The organism is Corynebacterium sp. KPL4072, assembly GCF_037908395.1.
Classification (GTDB): Bacteria; Actinomycetota; Actinomycetes; order Mycobacteriales; family Mycobacteriaceae; genus Corynebacterium; species Corynebacterium kefirresidentii.
On sequence record NZ_JBBMGE010000006.1, the window covers coordinates 76,710 to 98,159 of the forward strand.

16 protein-coding genes are annotated in these 21,450 nt (G+C 58.7%); 9 read left to right on the forward strand and 7 right to left on the reverse strand.

Features of this window, described 5'->3' with window-relative positions:
- The first annotated feature begins 23 nt into the window (after window positions 1-23).
- From WMP97_RS07655 to WMP97_RS07670, 4 genes are all read left to right on the forward strand, one after another.
- Window positions 24-851 carry a TatD family hydrolase gene (locus WMP97_RS07655; RefSeq protein ID WP_232212582.1) on the forward strand — a complete coding sequence of 276 codons (828 nt, stop codon included), beginning with the start codon at window positions 24-26 and terminating at the stop codon, window positions 849-851.
- A gap of 285 nt (window positions 852-1,136) precedes the next feature.
- Entirely contained in the window at window positions 1,137-2,318 is a 1,182-nt protein-coding gene (locus tag WMP97_RS07660; protein WP_023021955.1) for a resuscitation-promoting factor, read from the forward strand.
- Between the two features lie 71 nt (window positions 2,319-2,389).
- Window positions 2,390-3,250: a 16S rRNA (adenine(1518)-N(6)/adenine(1519)-N(6))-dimethyltransferase RsmA gene (gene rsmA, locus WMP97_RS07665; RefSeq protein WP_301732748.1), complete on the forward strand. Its 861-nt coding sequence runs from the start codon at window positions 2,390-2,392 to the stop codon at window positions 3,248-3,250.
- Window positions 3,250-4,230: a 4-(cytidine 5'-diphospho)-2-C-methyl-D-erythritol kinase gene (locus tag WMP97_RS07670; protein WP_200287928.1), complete on the forward strand. Its 981-nt coding sequence runs from the start codon at window positions 3,250-3,252 to the stop codon at window positions 4,228-4,230. The genes rsmA and WMP97_RS07670 overlap by 1 nt, the downstream gene beginning before the upstream one ends.
- On the opposite strand, the gene WMP97_RS07675 is transcribed toward WMP97_RS07670, so the two are convergent.
- A complete protein-coding gene (locus WMP97_RS07675) occupies window positions 4,231-5,574 on the reverse strand; it encodes a hypothetical protein (RefSeq protein ID WP_200287925.1) in 1,344 nt (447 codons plus the stop codon).
- A 92-nt stretch (window positions 5,575-5,666) separates the two neighbouring features.
- Here WMP97_RS07675 and WMP97_RS07680 point away from each other — a divergent pair, with 92 nt between their 5' ends.
- Both WMP97_RS07680 and WMP97_RS07685 read left to right on the forward strand, forming a co-directional pair.
- A complete protein-coding gene (locus WMP97_RS07680) occupies window positions 5,667-7,475 on the forward strand; it encodes an ABC-F family ATP-binding cassette domain-containing protein (RefSeq protein ID WP_340440207.1) in 1,809 nt (602 codons plus the stop codon).
- Window positions 7,442-9,175: an alpha/beta hydrolase gene (locus WMP97_RS07685; RefSeq protein ID WP_340440208.1), complete on the forward strand. Its 1,734-nt coding sequence runs from the start codon at window positions 7,442-7,444 to the stop codon at window positions 9,173-9,175. Before WMP97_RS07680 ends, WMP97_RS07685 begins: the two co-directional genes overlap by 34 nt.
- Before the next feature lie 4 nt (window positions 9,176-9,179).
- On the opposite strand, the gene WMP97_RS07690 is transcribed toward WMP97_RS07685, so the two are convergent.
- Window positions 9,180-10,094, reverse strand: coding sequence for an AEC family transporter (locus WMP97_RS07690; protein WP_284798989.1), 915 nt, complete (start codon window positions 10,092-10,094; stop codon window positions 9,180-9,182).
- 167 nt (window positions 10,095-10,261) lie between these two features.
- On the opposite strand from WMP97_RS07690, the gene WMP97_RS07695 reads away from it, so the two are divergent.
- Complete coding sequence (locus tag WMP97_RS07695; RefSeq protein ID WP_340440210.1) at window positions 10,262-10,852, forward strand: hypothetical protein; 591 nt, start codon at window positions 10,262-10,264, stop codon at window positions 10,850-10,852.
- Between the two features lie 86 nt (window positions 10,853-10,938).
- Window positions 10,939-11,262 carry a putative quinol monooxygenase gene (locus WMP97_RS07700; protein WP_023021947.1) on the forward strand — a complete coding sequence of 108 codons (324 nt, stop codon included), beginning with the start codon at window positions 10,939-10,941 and terminating at the stop codon, window positions 11,260-11,262.
- A gap of 184 nt (window positions 11,263-11,446) precedes the next feature.
- Here WMP97_RS07700 and WMP97_RS07705 read toward each other — a convergent pair whose 3' ends face one another.
- Both WMP97_RS07705 and WMP97_RS07710 read right to left on the reverse strand, forming a co-directional pair.
- Window positions 11,447-15,139 (reverse strand): acyltransferase family protein, encoded by a 3,693-nt coding sequence (locus WMP97_RS07705; protein WP_340440211.1) that lies wholly within the window; start codon window positions 15,137-15,139, stop codon window positions 11,447-11,449.
- Window positions 15,140-15,259: 120 nt separating this feature from the next.
- The gene (locus WMP97_RS07710) at window positions 15,260-16,057 is read right to left on the reverse strand and encodes an HAD family hydrolase (protein WP_340440212.1); all 798 of its coding nucleotides are present in this window, start codon (window positions 16,055-16,057) and stop codon (window positions 15,260-15,262) included.
- Between the two features lie 68 nt (window positions 16,058-16,125).
- Between WMP97_RS07710 and WMP97_RS07715 the strand changes: the two genes are divergently transcribed.
- On the forward strand, window positions 16,126-17,169 hold the full coding sequence (locus WMP97_RS07715) for a 3-hydroxyisobutyryl-CoA hydrolase (RefSeq protein ID WP_340440213.1): 1,044 nt from the start codon (window positions 16,126-16,128) through the stop codon (window positions 17,167-17,169).
- Here the strand turns inward: WMP97_RS07715 and WMP97_RS07720 are convergent.
- The 3 genes from WMP97_RS07720 to WMP97_RS07730 are packed head-to-tail and all read right to left on the reverse strand — an operon-like array spanning window position 17,146 to window position 21,334.
- Window positions 17,146-18,321, reverse strand: coding sequence for a DUF6882 domain-containing protein (locus tag WMP97_RS07720; protein WP_239207992.1), 1,176 nt, complete (start codon window positions 18,319-18,321; stop codon window positions 17,146-17,148). The two genes, WMP97_RS07715 and WMP97_RS07720, sit on opposite strands and share 24 nt — an antisense overlap.
- Window positions 18,322-18,363: 42 nt before the next feature.
- Window positions 18,364-18,963, reverse strand: coding sequence for a TetR/AcrR family transcriptional regulator (locus WMP97_RS07725; protein WP_239207993.1), 600 nt, complete (start codon window positions 18,961-18,963; stop codon window positions 18,364-18,366).
- Window positions 18,956-21,334, reverse strand: coding sequence for an MMPL family transporter (locus WMP97_RS07730; protein WP_340440214.1), 2,379 nt, complete (start codon window positions 21,332-21,334; stop codon window positions 18,956-18,958). The genes WMP97_RS07725 and WMP97_RS07730 overlap by 8 nt, the downstream gene beginning before the upstream one ends.
- Window positions 21,335-21,450 lie beyond the last annotated feature (116 nt).

Here is a 21,450-nt window from a genome sequence, read left to right on the forward strand (position 1 = left end):
CAGCCAATATTACAATTGCGTGCATGGCTAAAAAGAAGCGACGACCCACTCCCGTTCCGGCACCGGGCCTCAGTGGCCTTATTGATGCGCACACGCATCTTTTCTCGCACAAGGACACCGATGAAGTGCTGGTGAATCGCGCACGCACCGCCGGTATCAGCCGCATGGTGACGGTTGGTGATGACCGCCGCGAATCGGCAGCGGCTCTGGCGACTGCACATGCCTTCCCGGATGTTTATGCTGCCTGTGCCATCCACCCAGTGCGCGCTAATGAGTTGGATGCGCCGACCAAGGCAGCGCTGGAAGAGATGGTGGCGGATCCGCGCTGCGTCGCGGTGGGGGAGACCGGACTGGATGCGTACTGGGTGCAGCATGAGCCAGAGACCACCGCGACCATGGCCCAGCAAGAGGAATCCCTGCGGTGGCATATTGACCTTGCAGTGCGCCATGGCAAGACGCTGATGATCCACAACCGCGAAGCGGATGCGGACTTGCTGCGCATCCTTGCCGACGCCCCCGCTCCCCACACCGTCATGCTGCACTGCTTCTCCTCGCCGCTGAAGGTAGCAGAGGAGGCCTTGGAGCGCGGCTACGTGTTGTCCTTTGCCGGCAACGTAACCTTTAAGCGCAACGCCGAGCTGCGGCGGGCGGCTGCCAAGGCGCCGGCCGGCCAGCTGCTGGTGGAAACTGATGCACCGTATATGACGCCAGAACCCTTCCGCGGCCAACGCAATGAACCGGCTCTTATCGGGCACACATATGAATGCATCGCCCGTGTACGCCACCAGACGGTGCAGGCGCTAGCGGCGGAGGTTAACGAAACCTTTGACCGCGTCTACGGCCTGGGCTAACTCCTGGGTGATGGTTTTCACAATTTCAAAACCCGCTGGCCAGGGGTGGCGTGGGTGTTTGGTGTGGCGGTTGTGTGCTCAGTGAGGCATGTGGCGAATTGGTTCTCGACTTTATGTTGCTGTTATCGTATTGTTATTAATCGTTCGTTTAGGTTTTAGGGATCCGCAGCGCCGCCCACGGTGCGGCAGCAGCAGATCTGAGCAATGCAATTGCCTGCGCGGAAATTCTTGCTGGCCTAAACTCTAATAATTGTTGAAACCTGCACTATCGGAGATTCATTCAGCATGTCACCTCATCAAATCAAGCGCATCAATAACTCCCGCTCGCTGCCACTGCGCCTGGCAACGGGTGGCGTCTTGGGTACCTTGGCCGTGGGCGGCGTCGTTGCCGTTGCGGCACAAAAGGATGTCACCGTGGACGTTAACGGCGACAAGGTGGAACTGGCTACCTTTGCCAAAGACGTTGACGGCGCGCTGGAGGCAGCTGGCGTTCAGGTGAGCGAGGAAGACATCGTCTACCCGGCACCGTCCGAGTCTGTGGGCGATGGCGATGAGATCTCCGTTCGCACCGCCAAGCCGGTGGCCGTGACTATCGACGGCGTGCAGCAGCAGTTGTCCACCACCGACCTCACCGTTTCTGACCTATTGGGTAACTTGAGCGGCGTGGCCAAGGGCGCTTCCGTCAAGTCCGGTGACGCTGACGTGGACCAGGATGCCCAGCTGGAAGAGGGCATGGACCTAGAGGTCGTTTCCCCGAAGATCGTCAAGATTAATGATGGTGGCAAGGTAACTTATACCAAGATTGCTGCTAAGACCGTCGAGGACGTTCTTAAGGCGCGCAATATCGACGTTGATGACGATGATCGTGTCTTCCCGTCCAAGGACACCAAGGTTACCGATGGCATGTCCATCAAGGTGGATCAGGTTTCCACTACGACCTATGACTCTGAGGAAGAGTTCGAAGCCGAGCCTAACTTTGTTGATGACCCGGAGCTGGAAGAGGGCACCGAAGAGGTCCGCGAGGAAGGCGTTAAGGGCAAGCGCGTTATCACTCGCAAGCTGGTGATGAAGGACGGCGCCAAGGAATCTAATGACGTCATCAAAGAAAAGGTGACCGTAGAGCCTAAGGCTGCCACCATCGCCCGCGGCACCAAGAAGGCCGAAGAAGAAAAGCCAGAGGAGGGCGGTAACTCTGGTGCTGCTGCTCCGGCTGTCGCCGATGGCTCCGTCTGGGATTCCATCGCACAGTGCGAGGCTACCGGTAACTGGGCTATCAATACCGGCAATGGCTTCTCCGGTGGCCTGCAGTTCACTCCATCCACTTGGGCCGCATTCGGTGGCACCGAGTACGCACCGGAGGCATGGCAGGCTTCCCGCGAGCAACAGATTGCCGTGGCACAGAAGGTGCAGGCGGCGCAGGGTTGGGGCGCTTGGCCGGCATGTACTTCCAAGCTGGGCCTGCGCTAGACTGAAGCGCTTTATCGCCGCACACCTAAGTGGTGTGCGGCTTTTTCATCTCTTCTACTAAGTTAGAAGGCATGACTGATTCCACCGGCGCCGCGCTTTTGGGCCCCGTAGAGATCCGCGCCCTCGCGGAGAAGCTCAACATTGTGCCCACGAAGAAGCTAGGGCAGAACTTTCTGCATGATCCGAATACCATTCGGCGCATCGTCGCTGCGGCCGAGTTGGATCCCGCAGACCGCGTCCTCGAGGTGGGGCCGGGCTTGGGCTCGCTAACCCTCGGCCTGGTAGAGGCTGTGGAAGAAGTTACCGCGGTAGAAATCGACTCACGCCTGGCTGCACAGCTGCCCGATACCGTGGCTGAGCGCGCCCCGGAATATGCCCAGCGCCTTCGGGTGGTGGAAAAGGATGCACTGCGGGTAACAGAAGCTGACGTCACTGAGCCGACCGCTCTGGTAGCCAACTTGCCGTATAACGTCGCCGTCCCGGTGCTGCTGCACCTATTGGAGACTTTCCCTTCCATTCGTCGCGTGCTGGTTATGGTCCAGCTAGAGGTGGCGGACCGCCTAGCTGCGCAGCCGGGCAGCAAGGTGTACGGCGTGCCTTCGGTCAAAGCGGGATTTTATGGCAAGGTCTCCAAGGCGGGCACTATTGGTAAGAACGTCTTTTGGCCTGCGCCCAATATTGAGTCTGGGCTGGTGCGTATTGACGTCTTCGACTCTGCTCCTTGGCCCGTCACTGACGAGTCGCGTGCTAAGGTCTGGCCGGTTATTGACGCCGCCTTTGCCCAACGCCGCAAGACCCTGCGTGCGGCATTGTCGGGTCACTTTGGTTCGGGAGCAGCCGCCGAGGAAGCATTGCGAGCTGCGGACATCGATCCGAAGCAACGCGGCGAAAAGCTCGCCGTAGAGGACTTCGTACGATTGGCAGGAATCTAATGACCGCCCCCATCGATAACGAACCATTCGTCTACACGGCGCGGGCTCACTCCAAGGTCAATATTCACCTGGGAGTGGAGGAACCGCGAGAGGATGGGTTTCATGAGCTTGCCAGTGTTTTTCAGTCCTTAGAGCTACATGACACAGTAACGCTGACTGACTTGGGGAACCCCGAGGTAGATAAGCCACGCATTCAGGGCCTGAAGGTTACAGGCCCTCACGCGCAGGGCGTGCCAGAAGACTATACGAACCTAGCGTGGACCGCGGTAAACCGTATCATGCAGTACCTGTACAGCACCCATGGGCCGAAGGCGCTGCCGGAGGTAGCGCTGGAAATTCACAAAGCCATTCCTACCGCCGGTGGCATGGCAGGTGGTTCGGCGGATGCGGCGGCCGCGCTGCGATTGGCCGAGCGCTGCTATGGCGGCTATTACGGCATCGATTCGGTGGGGGAGCCAATCCTAGACGCGCTGGGCGCGGCATTGGGCTCGGATGTTCCCTTCACCTTGCTGGGAGGCACCGCGCTCGGCACGGGGCGCGGCGAGCAGCTGACCCCGATGATGACGCGCGGTACCTACGATTGGGCGCTCATCGCCTCGGACCGTGGGCTTTCTACCCCGCAGGTCTTTCATAAGCTCGATGAGATGCGGGAAAAGGGCCGCGGAGGTGAGCCACACATGGACACCGCAGCGGTATCGCAGGCGCTCATCTCGGGCGATCCGCACCGAGTGGCGCAGCACTTGCATAACGATTTGCAGCCGGCAGCGCTGTCGTTGCGCCCAGACCTGCGCAAGACCCTGGAGGCCGGTGTGGCCGCCGGAGCCCTAGCAGGGATTGTCTCCGGCAGTGGTCCGACCTGTGCCTTCCTTTGCGCTGGGGCAGAAGAAGCTCAGGAAGTAGTGTCCCAAGTGACGGTGGAGATTCCCGGAACCAAGGGAGTGGCTACCAAGGGGCCAGCTAGCGGCGCCGTGGTGCTGTAGCTAGAGCACCGTCATTTCGGTGGGCTCGATGTCGAGGTCGAAGCGGTTGACTTCCTTTTCCTGCAAGAGGTCAATGACTACGAGCTGCTTCTTCTGGGCGTCAGTGATAAAGGCATAGCCATCGGCAGCCTGAAGGATAGGTCCTGGTTGCTGCCATTCCTTGTTTTCCTTCCACCGGGAGATGGCATCAATCTGCTTGGTGATTTCACCGGAATCTGGGTCGATGACGTTGAGTTTGCCGTCGGTGGTCAGCACAAGTGCCTCGCCCAGCGGGCCGCGGGCTAGGGAGCGGAACCAATAAGAAGCATCGAGGTCTACCTTCTTGGCCGAAAAATCCTTGGTATCTACCAAGGTTACGGAGGTAGGGCGTTCGAGCTCTGCGTCTTTGTCGGTCTTATTATCGGCCAGGATGACATCGGATTCTTCCGAACCGGCGGCATTGCCAGAGCGCTGGTAGCCGCCTGCACCGGCATAAGCAGAGGCGTCTACCTTGTGGAACTCCTTGCCATCAAAGACCACCGGGCCGTCCTCGCAGCCAAAGAAAATATTGCCGTTTCCAGCGGCAGCCTCGCCGTGGACACCAGGGCATTTGGTGGTCTCAGTAAGAACTTTGCCCTCCTTATCCAGATGCTGGATGGTGTGGCGCTCGTCCTCGGTGCCCTTAGTGATGACCACCGAGCCATCCTTCAGCGGTACGGCCACGCCGTGGTGTGCGGCCCCGGTGTCAACGGTATTGACTGGCTGGGCGTCCTTTTTGCCAATGTCTTCGGTCTTATAAATCTTTGCCACGCCATCACCATCGGAAAATAGTGCGGTAAAGCCATCGTGGTGGACCACGTGGCCGGCATGCGGTGCCTTAATGGGGGCGTCGCCAAGCGCGGGCTCAGCGGTGTAGTAGTGGTTGTGATCGCCATGGCCCTTGGTGATGCGCCCAGTGTCGTAGGTGAGGAAGCTATCGCCCTTAGTCACCATGACGTGGCGATTATCGCCGGCATCGCTGAGACGAAGGAAGGCATTCATCTTGTCCTCGCCGATTACTTTGCCCGTTTTGGCGTCATAGGCGGTTAGACCATCCGCATGGGAGATAACGATGCGGGTGGGCAGCTGGGCTACCTCGGTTTCTCCCTCTTCGGCTTCAAAGCCTTCGTGTGAGTGTCCGGCGTGGTCATGGCCGTGCTCGTGGTCATGGTCATGGTCGTGTTCATGGGCATGCTTGGCCTCGCTATGTGCGTGGTCGTGGGAGTGCAGTGAGTCCTTTTCTTCCTCGGTGGGGGCAGAGCAGGAAGCGATGGCTATCGCCGCAGTGGAAAGCACGGCGCAGAGAGAAAGTGTGTAGCGTTTCATACATTGGCAGAGTATTGGACTTGAAAATCAATAGCAATAGTTTGCAGAAATGCGGGGGTACAGGCAGGGAGGTATTAAGATGGACACTCGTTATGGCAAACCTGATTAACCTCGAGCAAGTCAGCAAAACTTATGGATTAAAAACCCTTTTAGACGGGGTGTCCCTAGGTGTGCAAAGCAGCGATCGCATCGGCATCGTCGGCGTTAATGGCGGTGGCAAAACCACCTTGCTGGAGGTACTTACCGGCATCGAACCACCCGATGCCGGCCGCGTATCCCATACCTCTGATCTACGCATGGCCGTGGTCACCCAGCGCTTCGATCTACCCGATGAACTGACCATCGCCCAAGTCATTATCGAACCCCTCGAACTGGAAACCTATGAGTGGGCATCAAATGCCAAGGTGCGCGATGTCTTGGGCGGCCTGGGCATTGTGGATTTGGGATTGGATACCCCAGTTGGCTCACTCTCCGGTGGCGAGCGCCGCCGCGTGAACCTAGCCGCCGCGCTGGTACAGGACTTGGATCTCGTGGTGCTCGATGAGCCCACCAACCACCTTGACGTGGAGGGAGTGCAGTGGCTCGCAGATCACCTCCTTAAGCGCAACTTGGCCGTAGTCGTGGTCACCCACGATCGCTGGTTCCTCGACACCGTAGCCACGTGGACCTGGGAAGTCCACGATGGCGTGGTTGATACCTACGAGGGCGGCTACAACGATTGGACCTTCGCCCGCGCCGAGCGCGCCCGCCAGGCCGATGCCATGGAACAGCGACGCAAGAACCTCGCCCGCAAAGAGCTGGCATGGTTGCGTCGTGGCGCGCCTGCCCGCACGTCCAAGCCGCGCTACCGGATTGAAGCTGCCGAGGCGCTCATCGCAGACGTGCCGGAGCCGCGCAATAAGGTCGAGCTCATGGCCTTTTCTAAGCAGCGCCAAGGCCGCGTGGTCATCGAGCTTGAGGATGCCACCGTGAAGTCCCCAGACGGTCGCACCTTGGCGGATCACCTTACCTGGCGCCTAGCCCCCGGCGAGCGCATTGGTTTGGTAGGCGTCAATGGCTCCGGCAAGACCACGCTGCTGCGCACCATGGCCGGCGAATACGAGCTGGCGGCCGGCAAGCGCATCGAGGGCCAAACCGTGCGCCTTGGCTGGTTGCGCCAAGAGCTCGATGACTTGGATCCGCAGCGTCGGCTTATCGACGCCGTCGAGGACGTTGCCACCTATGTCCAGCTCGGCAAAAAGGAACTTTCTGCCTCCCAACTTGCTGAGCGCCTAGGGTTTTCCGCCAAGCGCCAGCGCACCCCGGTGGGGGATCTCTCCGGCGGCGAGCGCCGCCGCTTGCAGCTCACCCGCGTACTGATGGCCGAGCCCAATGTGCTGTTGCTCGATGAGCCCACCAACGACCTCGACATCGATACCCTACAGGAACTGGAGTCTCTCCTTGACTCTTGGCCGGGCACGATGGTGGTTATCTCGCACGATCGCTACCTCATTGAGCGCATCGCGGACAATACCTATGCGCTCTTTGGCGATGGCAAACTCACCAACCTTCCCGGCGGCATCGATGAGTACCTGCGCAAGCGCGCCGCACTTGAGGCGCAACACAACTCCGGCGCGCTCAACTTGGGCGAAAAGAAGCCAGACAGCTCTGCTCCTAAGCCGGAAAAGAAGCTCTCTTCCCAGCAAGAGCGCGAAATCACCAAGAAAATGAACGCGCTGGAGCGCAAGATGCACAAGCTCGAGAAGGCGGCCGCGCAGATTAATGAGAAGATGGCGACTGCCGCGGAAAAGGTCGACACTCAAGCCTTGACCGAGCTAGACGGAGAACTAAAGGACAACCGTAGCGCCTACGAGGAACTGGAGATGGAATGGCTAGAGTTGGGGGAGAAGCTCGAAGGGTAGAAGCCCGCATCGCCGATATCGTCGGCCACCTTGACCTGTGGGGCATTATCGGCGCTGCGGCGCTTTTTACCCTAGGCCTTACCCCATCCCTCCTGCCGCGTGACTGGCTCTACCAAGGGCTGGTCTCCGGCATTGCCGCAGGACTTGGTTATACGCTGGGTATTGCCCTCAAACACGTGTGGTACCGCCTCGTAGTGCGTTATGCGGCACCACGGTATTCCTGGCTCGATGCCACCACGTGGCCGCCCCGGCGCTACCGCCTTGCTTCTCGCATCGCCACCGGAGTTTTTGTGCTGTGGATGGTGGGCTTTGCGGTCTTCGCCGTGCGCTGGCAGCGTCAACTTGCAGATGCCCTAGCCGCCCCAGCGCCGACCATTGCCAGCTATCTTCTTGTGGTTCCGCTCGCTCTTGCAGTATTCACTGCTTTCCTTTTTATTCTGCGCGTGCTGCGCTTTTGCGTGCGTTGGCTCTCCAGCCACTTTCCCCACCGCTTTCGCGCCGCCTACCGCGTCGTGGGTGCGGTGCTCATCGTTGCCCTAGTGGGCACGTATACCGTGGAAAACCTCATCCCTGGCGCCATCGTTGGCGTGGGCGAGAGGATCTTTACCGCTCAAAACGCCGACCCCGATCCCGCCATGAAGCGGCCCATGTCCGCAGAGCGCAGTGGTTCCCCGCAGTCCCGTGTGGACTGGAACGGCGTGGGCCTGCAGGGCTCGCGTTTCCTTTCTTCCGGTGCGCACCGCGCGGAATTGGAGAAGGTAAGCGGAAAGCCTGCCAAGGAACCCATCCGCGCCTATGCCGGATTGGGCAATCGTGACTCGAATGAGGAGCGAGCGCAGCTGCTCATCGACGAACTCGAGCGCACCCACGCCCAAGACCGCAAAGCCCTGCTTCTCATTATGACCACCGGTACGGGCTGGGTGTCTTCCTATTCTGCTCAAGCCTTCGAACTACTCTACGGTGGCGATACCGCCATTGCGGCTGCCCAATACTCCGCTATGCCTTCCGCCCTGCACTTCCTATCGGGCGGTGGCCAGGTAGAGCGCGCCGGGGAAGAGTTCATCAACCCCATCGTGGACTGGTGGAACGGTCTGCCAGAACGCAAGCGCCCGAAGCTCTACTTATACGGCGAATCCTTGGGTACTACGGGCATCGAAGCAGCGTTTTCTGGAGTGCGTGATATTGCCAATTCTGTGGACGGAATCCTCCTTACCGGCCCGCCGCACTTCAATCGCCTACGCACGCAATTTGTGGAAAGGCGTGATCCCGGATCCTCCGAAATTTCCCCCGAATACGCCGGGGGCCTCGTGGTGCGTTTTGCTAACGATGACGCGCAGGTACGCCAGTGGGGACCGGTGCCGGAAGAAGAGTGGGGACGCACCCGCATGCTCTATATCCAACATCCCTCGGACCCAGTGGCCTGGTGGTCTCCACAGATGGCTTTCAAAGAGCCGGATTGGATGCGCGAACGGACGCCGTCTTCTGCCGAGCGCGTGATGCGATGGATGCCCATCATCTCCTCTCTCCAAGTGGCGGCCGATCTGCCCGGTGCAAAAGACGTTTCCGATGGGCACGGTCACAACTATGGAGCATCGGTACTTGATGGCTTTGCCGCCATCGCAGGTCCAGACGTGGCAGGAGCCATCGACCCCGATGAGCTACAGCACGAATTCGCCGCGCTCGACGTCGGCGTTTACTAGGTGTTTAGCCAAATAGGGCCGCGATCGCCAACATCGCCGGCAGCGAGAGGAAGGTCGTGAGAAAAACCGTATCCCGGGCTACGGTTTCTCCTACCTCATAGGTGGCGGCATAGTTGTACACGTTCTGTGCCGTGGGCAAGGCAGCCAGAATTAACGCAGCATACAACTCCGCGCCGTCAAGACCTAGCGCTGCACCAACGGCCAGCGCGATAGCGGGCATTCCCACCAACTTCAATACCGTCGCGGTAATGGTGGGCAGGCGGTCTTCCTCCAGCAGCGCGTCGCCCTTTAAAGAGGCACCAAAGCTCATGAGAATCATGGGGATAGAGGCGCCGCCCAGAATCTCCAGTGGCTTCATTACTACTTCCGGTACCTGCCACCTTGCCGCGGAGACTATGAATCCCGCCACCGCTGCCAACACTACGGGCGCGGTAACCCCTGAGACTACGGAGCGCCATATAGATTGCAGGCTTGTACCCTGCGCATTGAGCCCCGCGATGATAAACGGAGAAAGCACCGCCATTTGCAGAACTAAGGCCGGGATAGCATACGTGGCATCACCAATGACATAGGTAGCGATGGGCAGACCGATATTGACTGAGTTGTAATAGCTTGCCGCTGCGGCACCGGCCATGGTTTCGGCACCGCTGCGGGAAAAGAATAACTGGCTACACAGCCAATACAACGCCATGGTGGCGATGGATGCAGCAGCTATAACAGCCACCACTGGGGACACGAAGGCAGAGGTATCGGATTTAGCCACGCTGGAGAAAATGAGTGCCGGCGTGGCCGCCCAAAAGGCCGTTCGATTGAATTGCAATCGTGCCTCGCCTTTGCCAATAACGCCCCTGTGCGCCAGCACAAATCCCACACCGATGACTACGAAAATGATTGCAAAACCGGTCAATACGTCCAGCAACAGTCAACAACCTTTCGCAGTACTAAAGAAAAATTCGCTGTGGGCAATTGTCCCATTATCTCTGTCGGTCATAAGACACGGGGGACCATAACAAAGTTGTATCGAAATGCCTGAGCACCACGGAAACGCCTTCCACACTGCTTGTGCTTTATGGCACGGTGGAGGGCATGAAGCTTTCTCACCGCGCAATCGTAGCCACCGTATCCACCGCTTTTGTCGTCACCGGTACTTCCACCGTGGCCTCTGCTCAGCCGGCCTTGCCGCCACAGATCCAGCAGGCTTCTTCGCAGGCTCAGCAGCTTTCTTCTGATCCTTTCGCCGCTTTAGAAGATTTCCGCCTCACCCTGCCGCCGCAGGCCTATGAGCTGGCTGAGAAGTACAATATCCCGCTGCCAGAATTCCTCGCCAAACCGGTGGGCCAGGCGCCCAAGGTTGCCGGCCAGCTAGGCGCCGCCACCACCGCCCACCTCGAAAAGGCTGGGCACCATAAAGATGCGCGTGCAGCGGCTATCGCCCAGGAATGGGCCAATCAAGGTGCTGCCGGCAAGCTTGAGTACAAGGGCGGCATTGCTCACGGTTTGAATCACAAGGACGAGGGCCAGGGCACAGTTCGTCGCCTTAGCGAACAGCAGGCGCAAGATCGCCTGAACTGGTTCAACCGCGATGTCCCGGTCAACGCTGCTCCCCAGCACGGCTTTGGCGTGGCAACCGCCTACGACGGGACCTACATCTATGTTGCGGAGTTCTTCCTCAACTAAACTTTTCCCCAAGCCTCGATTCCGCCGCGTTCTTAGCATTCATCTGCAACGATGACGAAGCCGCACGGCGCCGGTAGAATCGGGGCATGATTTTGATCAACGTACAGTTCCACGTCAAGCCCGAATACGCAGAGACCTTCCTCGATGAAATCAACTGGTACACCGAGGCCTGCAATGCAGAGCCGGGCTGCATCGACTTCAAGTGGTTCCGCGATCCAGAAGATCGTCAGCGTTTCTTGCTTCTGGAGTCCTACGCCGACGGCAAGGATGTCGAGCACGTCCAGAGCGAGCACTTCCAGCGCTCGACCGAGGAGTTCCCGAAGTACCTCGTGGAAACCCCAGACATCATTAACGTCCATATTGACGGCCGCACCGGCTGGGACAAGATGGGCGAATTTTCCGTCGACTAATCCTAAAGAGAAAAGGCTCGTCCTCTACCACGTGGTAGAAGACGAGCCTTTTCCTTTAGCTCACTACCCTTCGCGCTCACTGTGGTCGTTGCTATCCGTGGAGCACGAGCCCTCCGTGAGCGCGAAGGGCGGGGGAGGGGCTAGGCGCTTGCCGACGCCGTTACCTCCCCATATTGCCTTTGCCTTACTGCGGCACGCACTGCGAGGACACGGTCTTGTCGTATTTCGAGTACTGCTGCAGAGCATCGTAGAATGCGTCCGAGTACTCGCCGGTGCGCTCTGGCATTGGGTGAACACCATCGGAATAGAGGATTGCGGGGTCGCTCTGAGCGTGTCCGCACCAGTCAGCGACGTATACATTGTCGTATTCTTTGGCTGCGTCGAGGACATCCTGCTGGGACTGGGACATCCATTCACGGTCACCATAGGGTACAGCCATGACAACGGTGCGGTCTTTGCCGATGATATCGAGAGCTTCCTTGATCTGATCCGGGAAGGCAGGGCCATTGGTACCGAACCCGAGGAAGACGGTATTGCGCAGCTTTCCGGAATCCTTGAGTTGCTGCAGAATCTGAATGCCTGCAGTGTAGTGGCGGGATACGTCTGCGTCGACGTAAATCTGCGGGAAGCGTTGTTTGAGGGCGCCGCTAGAAGCCAGCATCACTGAGTCACCGATGGCGGTAATGTCCTTGCCCTGCGGCATGGGGCGGGTCTTCGTATTCTTCGAGTCGTCCTTGTCGGCGTCGCCCGCGACAGGCGGCTGCGGGGCAGCATCATTAGGTTGAGCCGGAGCATTGTTGCTGCTCTGGTTCTGCTGCTGAAGCTGCTCTAATTGCTGCTCCAACTCGGTCTTATCGCTGGAGTTAATTACGCCGTAGACTACCCCGGCCACCGAGGCGATGACGAGGAACGGGACTACCGGCCACATGGTTTTGCCAAATCCGTCGCGCAATTCGCTAAAACCTGGGCGGGACGACCAGTAGGTGTTCCATGTCTTCTTATAGCCGCCGCGGCGGAAAGGATTCTCAATGAACTGGTAGGAAATCTCGGACAGTAGCAGCGAAATAGGTACGGCCACCAGGCCCAGAATCCACGATTTATCGGAATTCTGGTTGCCCTCGAAAAGCGCCTTGAGCATCATGATGACCGGCCAATGCCAGAGATATAGCGAGAAGGAGCGCTGACCAAACCAGCGCATGACCTTGGTCCTAAATAGCGGGGTCATAGGACCGTATTCGCGGACCACGCCCCACACCATAAGGACACCGAGCACGCTGGTGAGGAAGAGCCCACCGCGGTAGGTGAACTCCGCGTCATCCGGCATGAGGAATAGCTGCGCACCGTAGCCGATGAGAGCCAAAGTGCCGATGACTCCAGCGATGCGGGATTCAGCCTTGCCCGCCGCGGCCCAAGAATCGGCCTGTGGATTCGATTGGGTAGAAGTCATCAGGAGAGACAGCACGGCGCCAGTGAGCAGGCCAAAAGCGTGGGTGTCTGTGCCGTAGTAGACACGCGTCGGGTCCTCACCGGGCACGAAGATAAGCGCCATGGCCACGGCGGATCCGAGGGCTAAAAGCGTGGACACGAGGATAGGAAGTCGGCGCGGCTTATGGCGAGAAATGAGGAAAATGCCCGTGATAAGGAGCGGCCAAATTACATAGAACTGCTCTTCCACGGCCAGCGACCAATAGTGGGCAAAGACCTGAATCTCATTGTCCGCGAAGTAGGACTGGGAGGTCGCAATCTGTGTCCAGTTATTGACAAAGAACAAAGTGCCCAAGAACTGTTGGCGCAAGCCCACCGCTAAGTCCCCGCCGATCCATGCCACCAGTGCGGTGCACATGACGAGAACTGATACTGCGGCTGGGAGGATACGCCGGAATCGTCGCACCCAGAAGTCCTTCAAGCTAATCCTGCCGGAGGTACGGAATTCACGCACCAGCAACGAGGTGATGAGGAATCCGGAAAGGACGAAAAAGAGGTCAACGCCCAAGTAACCTCCGGGAAGGAGGGCAGGGAAGAAGTGATAGAGCACCACGGCAATGACCGCGAGGCCGCGCAGTCCGTCAAGCCCCTTGACCTGGCGGAGGCGGGCATGGCGCTTCTTCTTGACTACCTTGCTCTCCGGCGGTGTCGCCAGCGCCTCAGGGTCCTTGGTCTGTTTTTGAAGCGGATATTTGGACTTGCCTTCTGACTGCCCAGCCGGAGCCTTCTGAGGTGCAGGTTTATTCGCAGCCGCTGGTGCCTGCGTCGCCACAGCTTGGGCCTTTTTCTTATCGGACGCTGGTTGCTGTGACTGGGGCGACTGCGCGTTTTCGCGCTTCTTCTCTGCGGCGGTAGCGGCTACCGCACCCGAGCCCGCGATGGCGCCCTCAGCCGCGGACTTGCCTGCCTTGGCAGATGCTCCCTTAGAAGCAGCTTGGGGCTTTACCTGCTTCGGCTGAGGCTGTTCAGGCTGTTGCTTATCCTTTGACTTCTGGGCAGCGCGTGCTGGATTTTGCTGAGCCGGGGTGGGAGTGCCTACCTGTTGTGACTTTCGGGCCAATCCGCGGCTGATATCGTTTGGCTTTACCTGTGGACGCAGCTTTGTAGCCTTCTTGGCCTTGCCCTGTGGCATAGACTCCTTGGGCCGTGGCTGCTGTCCCTGCGGCTGCTGCTTGTGGAGGTTGGTTTGTGAAGGGCTGCCTTGCTGAGGCTTTGCTGGCGCTGCCTTCTCCTCCTTGGCGGCGGATTTATTCTGAGCCGGCTTAGTTTGCTTTTGGGGAGCGTTCGCTGCGCCCTTTGGGGTGTTTTCCTGTGGCTTTGGGGCAGTGGTGCCCTTCTTCGGCGCTGGGGCGTTCGATGATGCTGCTGGGGCAGACTTCTGCTGTGGTGCCGTAGGCGTGCGCGATGAACTTTTGCCTTGAGATGGCTGGGAACGATTAGAAGGCTGAGCCTTCTTCTTAGGTGATGATGGCTGTGGCTTGGACTGTTCCTTTGTCGGGTGTGCCTGTACGCGTTTCTGTGGGCCTGGCTTGTGCGTTTGCTGTTTACTTGGGGACGGTTTGGTGGTGGCAGGCTTGGGCTGTTGCGGCTGGGATTTTTGTTGTGCGGCCGGTTTAGAAACCGTCTTTGCTTCAGTTGCGGACGAGCGCGGTGCCGCCGCTTTCTGGGAAGCCTTTTTTGCGCTAGGCGGAGTGGATGGCTTGGGAGGCTGCGCTGGCTTTTGCGTGGCAGGCCGAGCCTGCTGTGAGGGCCTTCCGGTCTCTTGCCGAGAAGGCTTTGCGGCAGGTTTAGGGGAAGCACCACGGGCAGAGTCGTCTTTTGAGGCGGCCTGGGAAGGCGGGGTACTAAAATTCGCACCGCGGCGTGGACGCTGAACCGGCTCATGTGCGTTGCGCTGTGGCTTCTTTTCCGGCGCGCGCGATTCTGCCTGCTTCTTTGTAGCTGCTTTAGGAGAAACCCCTGGCGCGTCTTGCTTGGCGCCGGCAGGCTTAGGCGCAGACTTTTGAGTGGCAGGCTTGGCCTTTGGCTCCTTGGCTGCAGGTGTCTGCGCGGACCGCTTAACCTGTTGCGGTTGAGCGGAATTGGTCTGAGAAGCGTGCGGTTTCGCGGTGCTGGGGCGGGGGGTGCCCTCAGCCGCGGGTTTGGCCTCGGGGGCCTTTGTAGGCTTCTCCTTGGCTTGGTCCTTGGACTTGCCTTGCGGCGTCGTGGGCTTTGCACCGGTGGTGGACTCGGTGTTGTCTGATTTTTGGGGCGCGGAGGCCTTGTTCTCAGAAGGGCGAGATGTACTGGTGGAGCCAGCTTTGGGCTTTACTGCCTGATAGACCGATGGGCGTGGTTCATCTGAACGCCCAGGTTTCTTCTTGCCCAGCAGTGAGCGCAAAATCTGCTTCACAAAAACTCCCAAAGCACTACGTATATTTTCTAAACGGACTATTTTAGCCTGCGTACGAGGTTTTCTCCCATGAGGGTGAAGTAAAGAAGCGGCACGCGGGCCGGAGACGAAAATTCGATTCTAGGACTCTTCGCTGTCAAAAAGCTGACGCAGGACTGTCATGACACCAAATTCGGTATTGGGTGGGGCTATGAGATCGGCGATTGCTTTTAATTTTGGGTGCGCATTTTCCATTGCGATAGCAGTGCCGGCCTCGCGGAGGAGCTCATAGTCATTCAGGAAATCGCCGAAGGCGGCGGTGCGAGACATGGGAACCGCGAGGAGCTTGGCCATGGTGTGTAACGCTTCGCCTTTATTAACGCCAGCGGCCATAACGTCGAGCCATACGGCGCCAGAAATAGCGATATTGTGCTCCGGAACGGCCGCGAGGAGAGGCTGGTGGAGGTGCTTTTCGCTGCCGTCGGCGCAGTAAGCCGCGATTTTGATGATGTCCGCATCGAGAAGGCCATCGAGATCATCTACCCATTCCACTGACCTGTAGTATTTGGAAATTTCTGCGCGGGCCTGCTCATCGGCGCCCTTGTGGACAAAGGCGGTATCTGGGGTACACAGCACTACGGTATGCGCGGCGTCGACAGTGCGGAGAGCGGAAACGGCGGCGCGCACTGCCGCGGTGGGCAGGGTAGTAGCGCTAATGACCCGATTATCGTGCACGACGACGGAGCCATTTTCTGCAATGAAGGTGTCTTCGTGCGGAAACATCTCCTGCAGGGTGGCAAGCTGGCGGCCCGAGGCTGGTACTAGGGTGACGCCGAGCTGGCGGGCGCGGGTGCTGATCGCGGAAAAATCTGGTGGAAGCTGGCCGTTGCCGTCCAGTAGGGTGCCGTCCATATCCAGGGCGATGAGCTGTGGGAGCAAAATCCGAACCTATCTGTGAATCAATCAATGGTGGCTAAGGGGGTGAGCTGTGTGTCACACTAGGGGGTATGACCAACGCTTCACCCATCGTGTCCTCAATCCGTAACCATACCGGAGTGATTGAACTCAACCGTCCCAAGGCTCTCAATTCCCTCACCCCGGAGATGGTAGAACTCATCGCGGCGTCGCTAGCGCAGTGGCGTGAAAACGATGAGGTGGAGCAGGTGCTTTTTCTCTCGGCCAGCCCAAAGGCATATTGCGCCGGTGGTGACGTCCGCTATGCCCGCGAAGGGGTCCTGGAAGGAAAATTAGGCGAAGTCGACACGTTCTTTGCGGATGAATACACCTTAAACGGCGATATCGCGGAGTATCCCAAGCCAGTTATCGCGCTCATCGATGGCATCGCTATGGGAGGTGGCCTGGGTATCTCCGCCCATGGATCCCATCGAGTAGTTACGGATAAGACCTTTGCTTCTATGCCAGAGATGAATATCGGCTACGTCACCGACGTAGGCATGGCCTATGCCGCCCAGCGCGCGGTGGGAACGCGCGGAAAGGCCTCGCCCGAGCTAGCGAAGTTCTGGGGTATTACCGGGTATCGCATGTACGCCGCAGACCTCCTGTGGAGTGGGTTGGCCACTCACTACGTGGCAGACGCAGAGGCTTTTGCTCACGCGGTAATTGAGCAGGGCATGGCCGCAGCGCTAACCCAGCACGCCACCGAACCCGCGGGTGAGCCCGCTTTGATTGAGCTTATTGATTCCATCGAAGACGCCTTCTCCCACGAGACCTGGCAGGATATCACCGCGGCCTTGGATAGTCACCCAGAGCTCAAGCAGCTGGTAGGGGAGCTGACTGCGCAGGCCTGCCCCACCTCTATCGTCGCAGCCATGGAGCTATTCCGCGCCGAGCAGGAGTGCAGCAGCGTGCGGGAGGCGCTGGACATGGAAACCAATCTGGGCGCCTTTATGTATCGGCGGGCGGACTTCGCCGAGGGAGTGCGTGCGGTTTTGGTAGACAAAACCAACGATGCAGCGTTTGAGCCAGCTGCGCTTGACGACGTCGACGTGGACGCCATCCGCAGCGCCCTACACGTCCACCCCGCGAAATGACGCGTAGGCGGCGCGGGCACGATCTGCATCGAGCCAATCGGGAGGGCTAACTTCTAACGTTGCCGCTGTGGCGGTGGGCGTAGGCTTGGGCAAGTGCAGCTCCGGCGCATCGAGGAGGACGAGGCCCACGCGGCCGTCGGAAAGCGTAGTGCCAGCCAGCGTCCAGATGCCAAGGATAGGCAAAGCCAGGTGGGGCAGTTGTTGCCTGCGCGCCAGCTGGAGCGGAAGGTGTGGGCGAACCAACTCGGGGACGACCTCGTTCATGCCAAAGCGTGCCAAACTGCCTGCCCACCGGGCGGCCGCAGAGTCCTTAAGCGAAGGATCGGCCCAAGCCCAGGTGAATTCCTCAGCGGATATGGTGGCTATAAGCACCGCCTTCGCCGCAAACTGCCCACCGCGATAGGACACGGTAGCGGTGGCCTTGTCTACATCGAGGTCAATTGTGGCGGCGGGGAAACGGCCCTGGAAATAGAGTTGGTTCTCCACACCGAGATAAAAGGCATCCTCGAGGATGCTGGTGGCGCTAAAACCCGGGGTGATGCTGGAAATCTTGTGCACGCCGTGGTCGGCTGGTTCGAAACACACCGTGGTGCCATCGGAAAAATGCACGTACGGCTCTTCCTCGGTGGAGTCCATGTCCAAGTAACGAGCAAGGGTGAGGGTAGGGGCCTTTTCATCCTCGTCCGCTCTGCTGTGCCGCAGGCCGTGCAGCAGGGCCTGGCGAAACTCCAGGCGAGGGTGAAAATCTACCGCAACGATAGCCACGTGCTCACCCTGCTGGGCGCGAAGTATCGGCATATTGCCCACGATGAGGGAAGCTAAAGCAATCATGCTTTCAGGGTCTCTCGTCATCGAGATACTCTGTGGCAAATCAGCACAATTCTCGGTGGCCGTGGTGGTCCAGTGCCAGGTGTCGGCAGAAATGACGGCTAGCCGCACGCCACGGAAATCAGAAACCTGCTGCGTGGAACTTATCCTCGCCTCCACTAGCTGATCGGTGACAAAATCGCCTTTACCATCCGTGGAGGGGCCGAGGAAATTAAATTCCACGTCGGTCGCCTTCCCAATGCGGTCTTGAAATGCGGCATTAACGCCCGCCTGAATGAAGCGGGCGTTATGCGCGGTGCTCGATATAGGGGCTTTCTTATCCATAACTACTGCCGAGCATACGGATTAAAGCGCCCATTAGGCTAGCTAGTCGATGGCGCGCACGGCAGCAAAGGCCGTGCGTACTATCTCATGCTTGGCGTGAGCACTCAGTGATTCTTCGGCCTGGGAGCGGCGGTGGATTTCTTTCATGCTCACCGCGGCGGCGCCCGCACAGGCCTGGAGGATGACCGCGACCTCAAAGCGCGATTTATCCGGAACGCGTTGGTGGAAAGCTTCCAAAACCTGCTCGGATACGACCTGGAATTGTTGGCGCTCTTCGGTGGTATGGCTCAAGTTTTCTAAAGCCTCGCCGATAGTGAAAAGAGAGGTGATGGAATGCAACTCTTTTCCTTCATTTTCGGTGGCATCGAGCGTTACCTGTTCGAAGAATTCAGAAATGGATGAGTTAGGAAAGACGGTGGGCACTTCCTTAGAAAACTCGGCAAGCACATTGGTGCCAAAGGACAACAGCGCATCAGAAACCGAGGAGAAGTAGTTATGGAAGGTGCGCGGGGAAACCCCGACGGCGGCAGTTATGCCCGAAACCGTGGCAGCTTCAGCGCCACCCTCGAGGACGAGGCGCGCTGCCGCATCGGCCATGGCCTGACGAGTAGCTCGCTTCTTTTCTTCGCGCAGACTAGTCACGGTGTGTTTCGCCTACCTTTTCTCGTTGGGTGCGCAAGAGCTCCTCGCGCTCAGAGTGCAAAGCCTCTCCCTCAATATCCATGTTTGGGGTGATCTTATCCAACCAACGTGGGAACCACCATGCCTTCTTATCCAGCACGAACATGGTGGCCGGGATGATCATCATGCGGACCACGAAGGCGTCGATAAGCACGCCAGCAGCCAGGGCAAAGCCCATGGTCTTAATAAACGGCTCATCCATCAAAATGAAGGCGGCGAAGACCGAAATCATGATTAGGGCCGCAGCGGTTACCACGCGGGCGCCATGCTTAAAGCCATTGGAGGTAGCGTTGCCAGCCGTCTTGCCATTGACAAATCCCTCGCGCATGCGGGTGACCAAGAAAACCTGATAGTCCATGGCCAGGCCGAAGGTAAGGCCGATGAGCATGATGGGTAGGAAGGAAAGAAGCGGCTGCGGGTCATCGACGATGCCGAACATACCCTCCTGCCAAATGGCTACGGTGATGCCGAAGGTGGCGGCCATGGAGAGCGCGAAGCCGGCTGCGGCGATAAGCGGCACCCAGATGGAGCGGAAGACCAGCATCAAGACGACAAAGGCCAAGCCCAGCACGATGGCTACATAAGGAATGAGTACGTTATTGAGGCGCTCAGAAATGTCATCGAAGATGGGGGTGATGCCGGTGATGCCGTAGGAGCCACCGGTCTTTTCAAACTCACCCTGGTAATCGCGCAGGTGGTTGAGGGTCTCGGTGGTTTCTTCATCGGTGGCGCCAGTGGTTGGCGTGATCATGATCTGTGCAGCATCACCGTTGTCAGTGGTCTGCACGATCTGGGCGTTTTCTACACCCGAAGTGCCATTGAATTCCTGCAGCAGGTCTTGGAACGCCGGCATGCGATCCTGTTCGGACACGTTAGCTACGTCAACGAAGGCGATCATTGGCGCATTGCGGCCTGGGCCAAAGGCATCTGCCGTAATCTCATAGGCCTCGCGCTGCGGGGTACCCGGCTTCGCGGTGCCATCGGTGGGCATGGCCAAGCGCAGCTGGGCGAATGGTACAGCCAGGATGCCCAGCAAGACGACGCCGGCGATAAGATGCAGCCACGGATGGGCGCGCACACGGCGCACCCAACGCAGACCCATGGTGGGCTTTTCGTCCTCTGGGTCCGGCACCTTGGGGCCGGGGACGCGGCCGGCAAAAATCTTGGTGCCCAAAAGTCCCAGCAGGGCAGGGATAAAGGTATTGGCAACGAGCACTGCGATGATGACCGTTGCTGCCGCGGCGATCGCCATGGTGCCCAGGAACGGAATGCCGATGATGGTCAGAGCGGCCAAGGCAATGACCACGGTGGTGCCGGCGAAGACGACGGAACCGCCCGCGGTACCCAGCGCCATGCCCATGGCGTGAGCACGGGTGGCCTTATCCATCTTCTTGAGCTCTGCGGCTAGTTCCTTAGGCGAAAGATCATTGAGGCCAGAGGAGGTAATGAGCTCATTGCGGAAACGGTTAACAATAAATAGTGCGTAATCGATGCCGACCGCCAAGCCGATCATGGAGGCCAAGGTCGGGGTCATATCGGAAATGGTATCCGTGAATACGGTGGAAACCTGCACACCAAGGATGCCGATGCCCACACCGATGATGGCGGAAATAAGCGGCATGCCGGCGGCGACGAAGGAACCGAAGGTAATCAGCAGCACGATTGCGGCAACGATAAGGCCGATAATTTCGGCGCTGCCACCCATCTCTTGACCAGCGGAGTTAAAAGCATTGCCCTGGTACTTGACCGTGAGCTCGCCCTCGTCGTACTTGTTCAACACATCCGTTACCGCAGTCATATCCTCTTCCGGGATGTCCATGACATTGTCGGAGTTGAAGGTAATAGTGACGGTACCGGTAGTTTTATCCTCGCTGAGAGGGGAGAGCTGTTGCAGGTTCTTCTTCACCTGCTCCTCCGGCATGTGCTGGGCCTTCATTTTTTCGCCCATTTGCTTTTCCATGCCAGCGGCGGCCATAACCGGGCTGACCAGCTTGTCTTGGTCCTTGAGCGCACCGGTGTCCTTGAGGTCACCGAGGAGGTTATCCACCTCGCCGGCCACCTGCTTATCGGTGAGGTCTTTGCCCTCCGGTGCTTGGATAACCACTGTGCCCTCGGGAGCGCTCATGGCATCGGTGTCTTGGCCAAAGCGTTCCATCATCTTGTCTTGGGTGGTGGTCGAATCCATCTCCGGCATGGAGAAGTTGGGGTTCGGCGACTTGGCAAAGCCGGCGGTTAGGCCCACCATGGCCACCAAGACGATAAGCCAAAAGGCCAGGAAGGGCCATACCTTGCGGTATGACCAACTTCCTAGTCGGTAGAGAAATTTAGACATATGCGTGCTTTCTAGTCGAGTGAACGGGCAATGTTATGCGCGCGGATAAGCGCGGATATGCGATCCGCGAGCAAAGATTGCATTTCATAAGAAACATTGCACAGTCTATGCAAAAT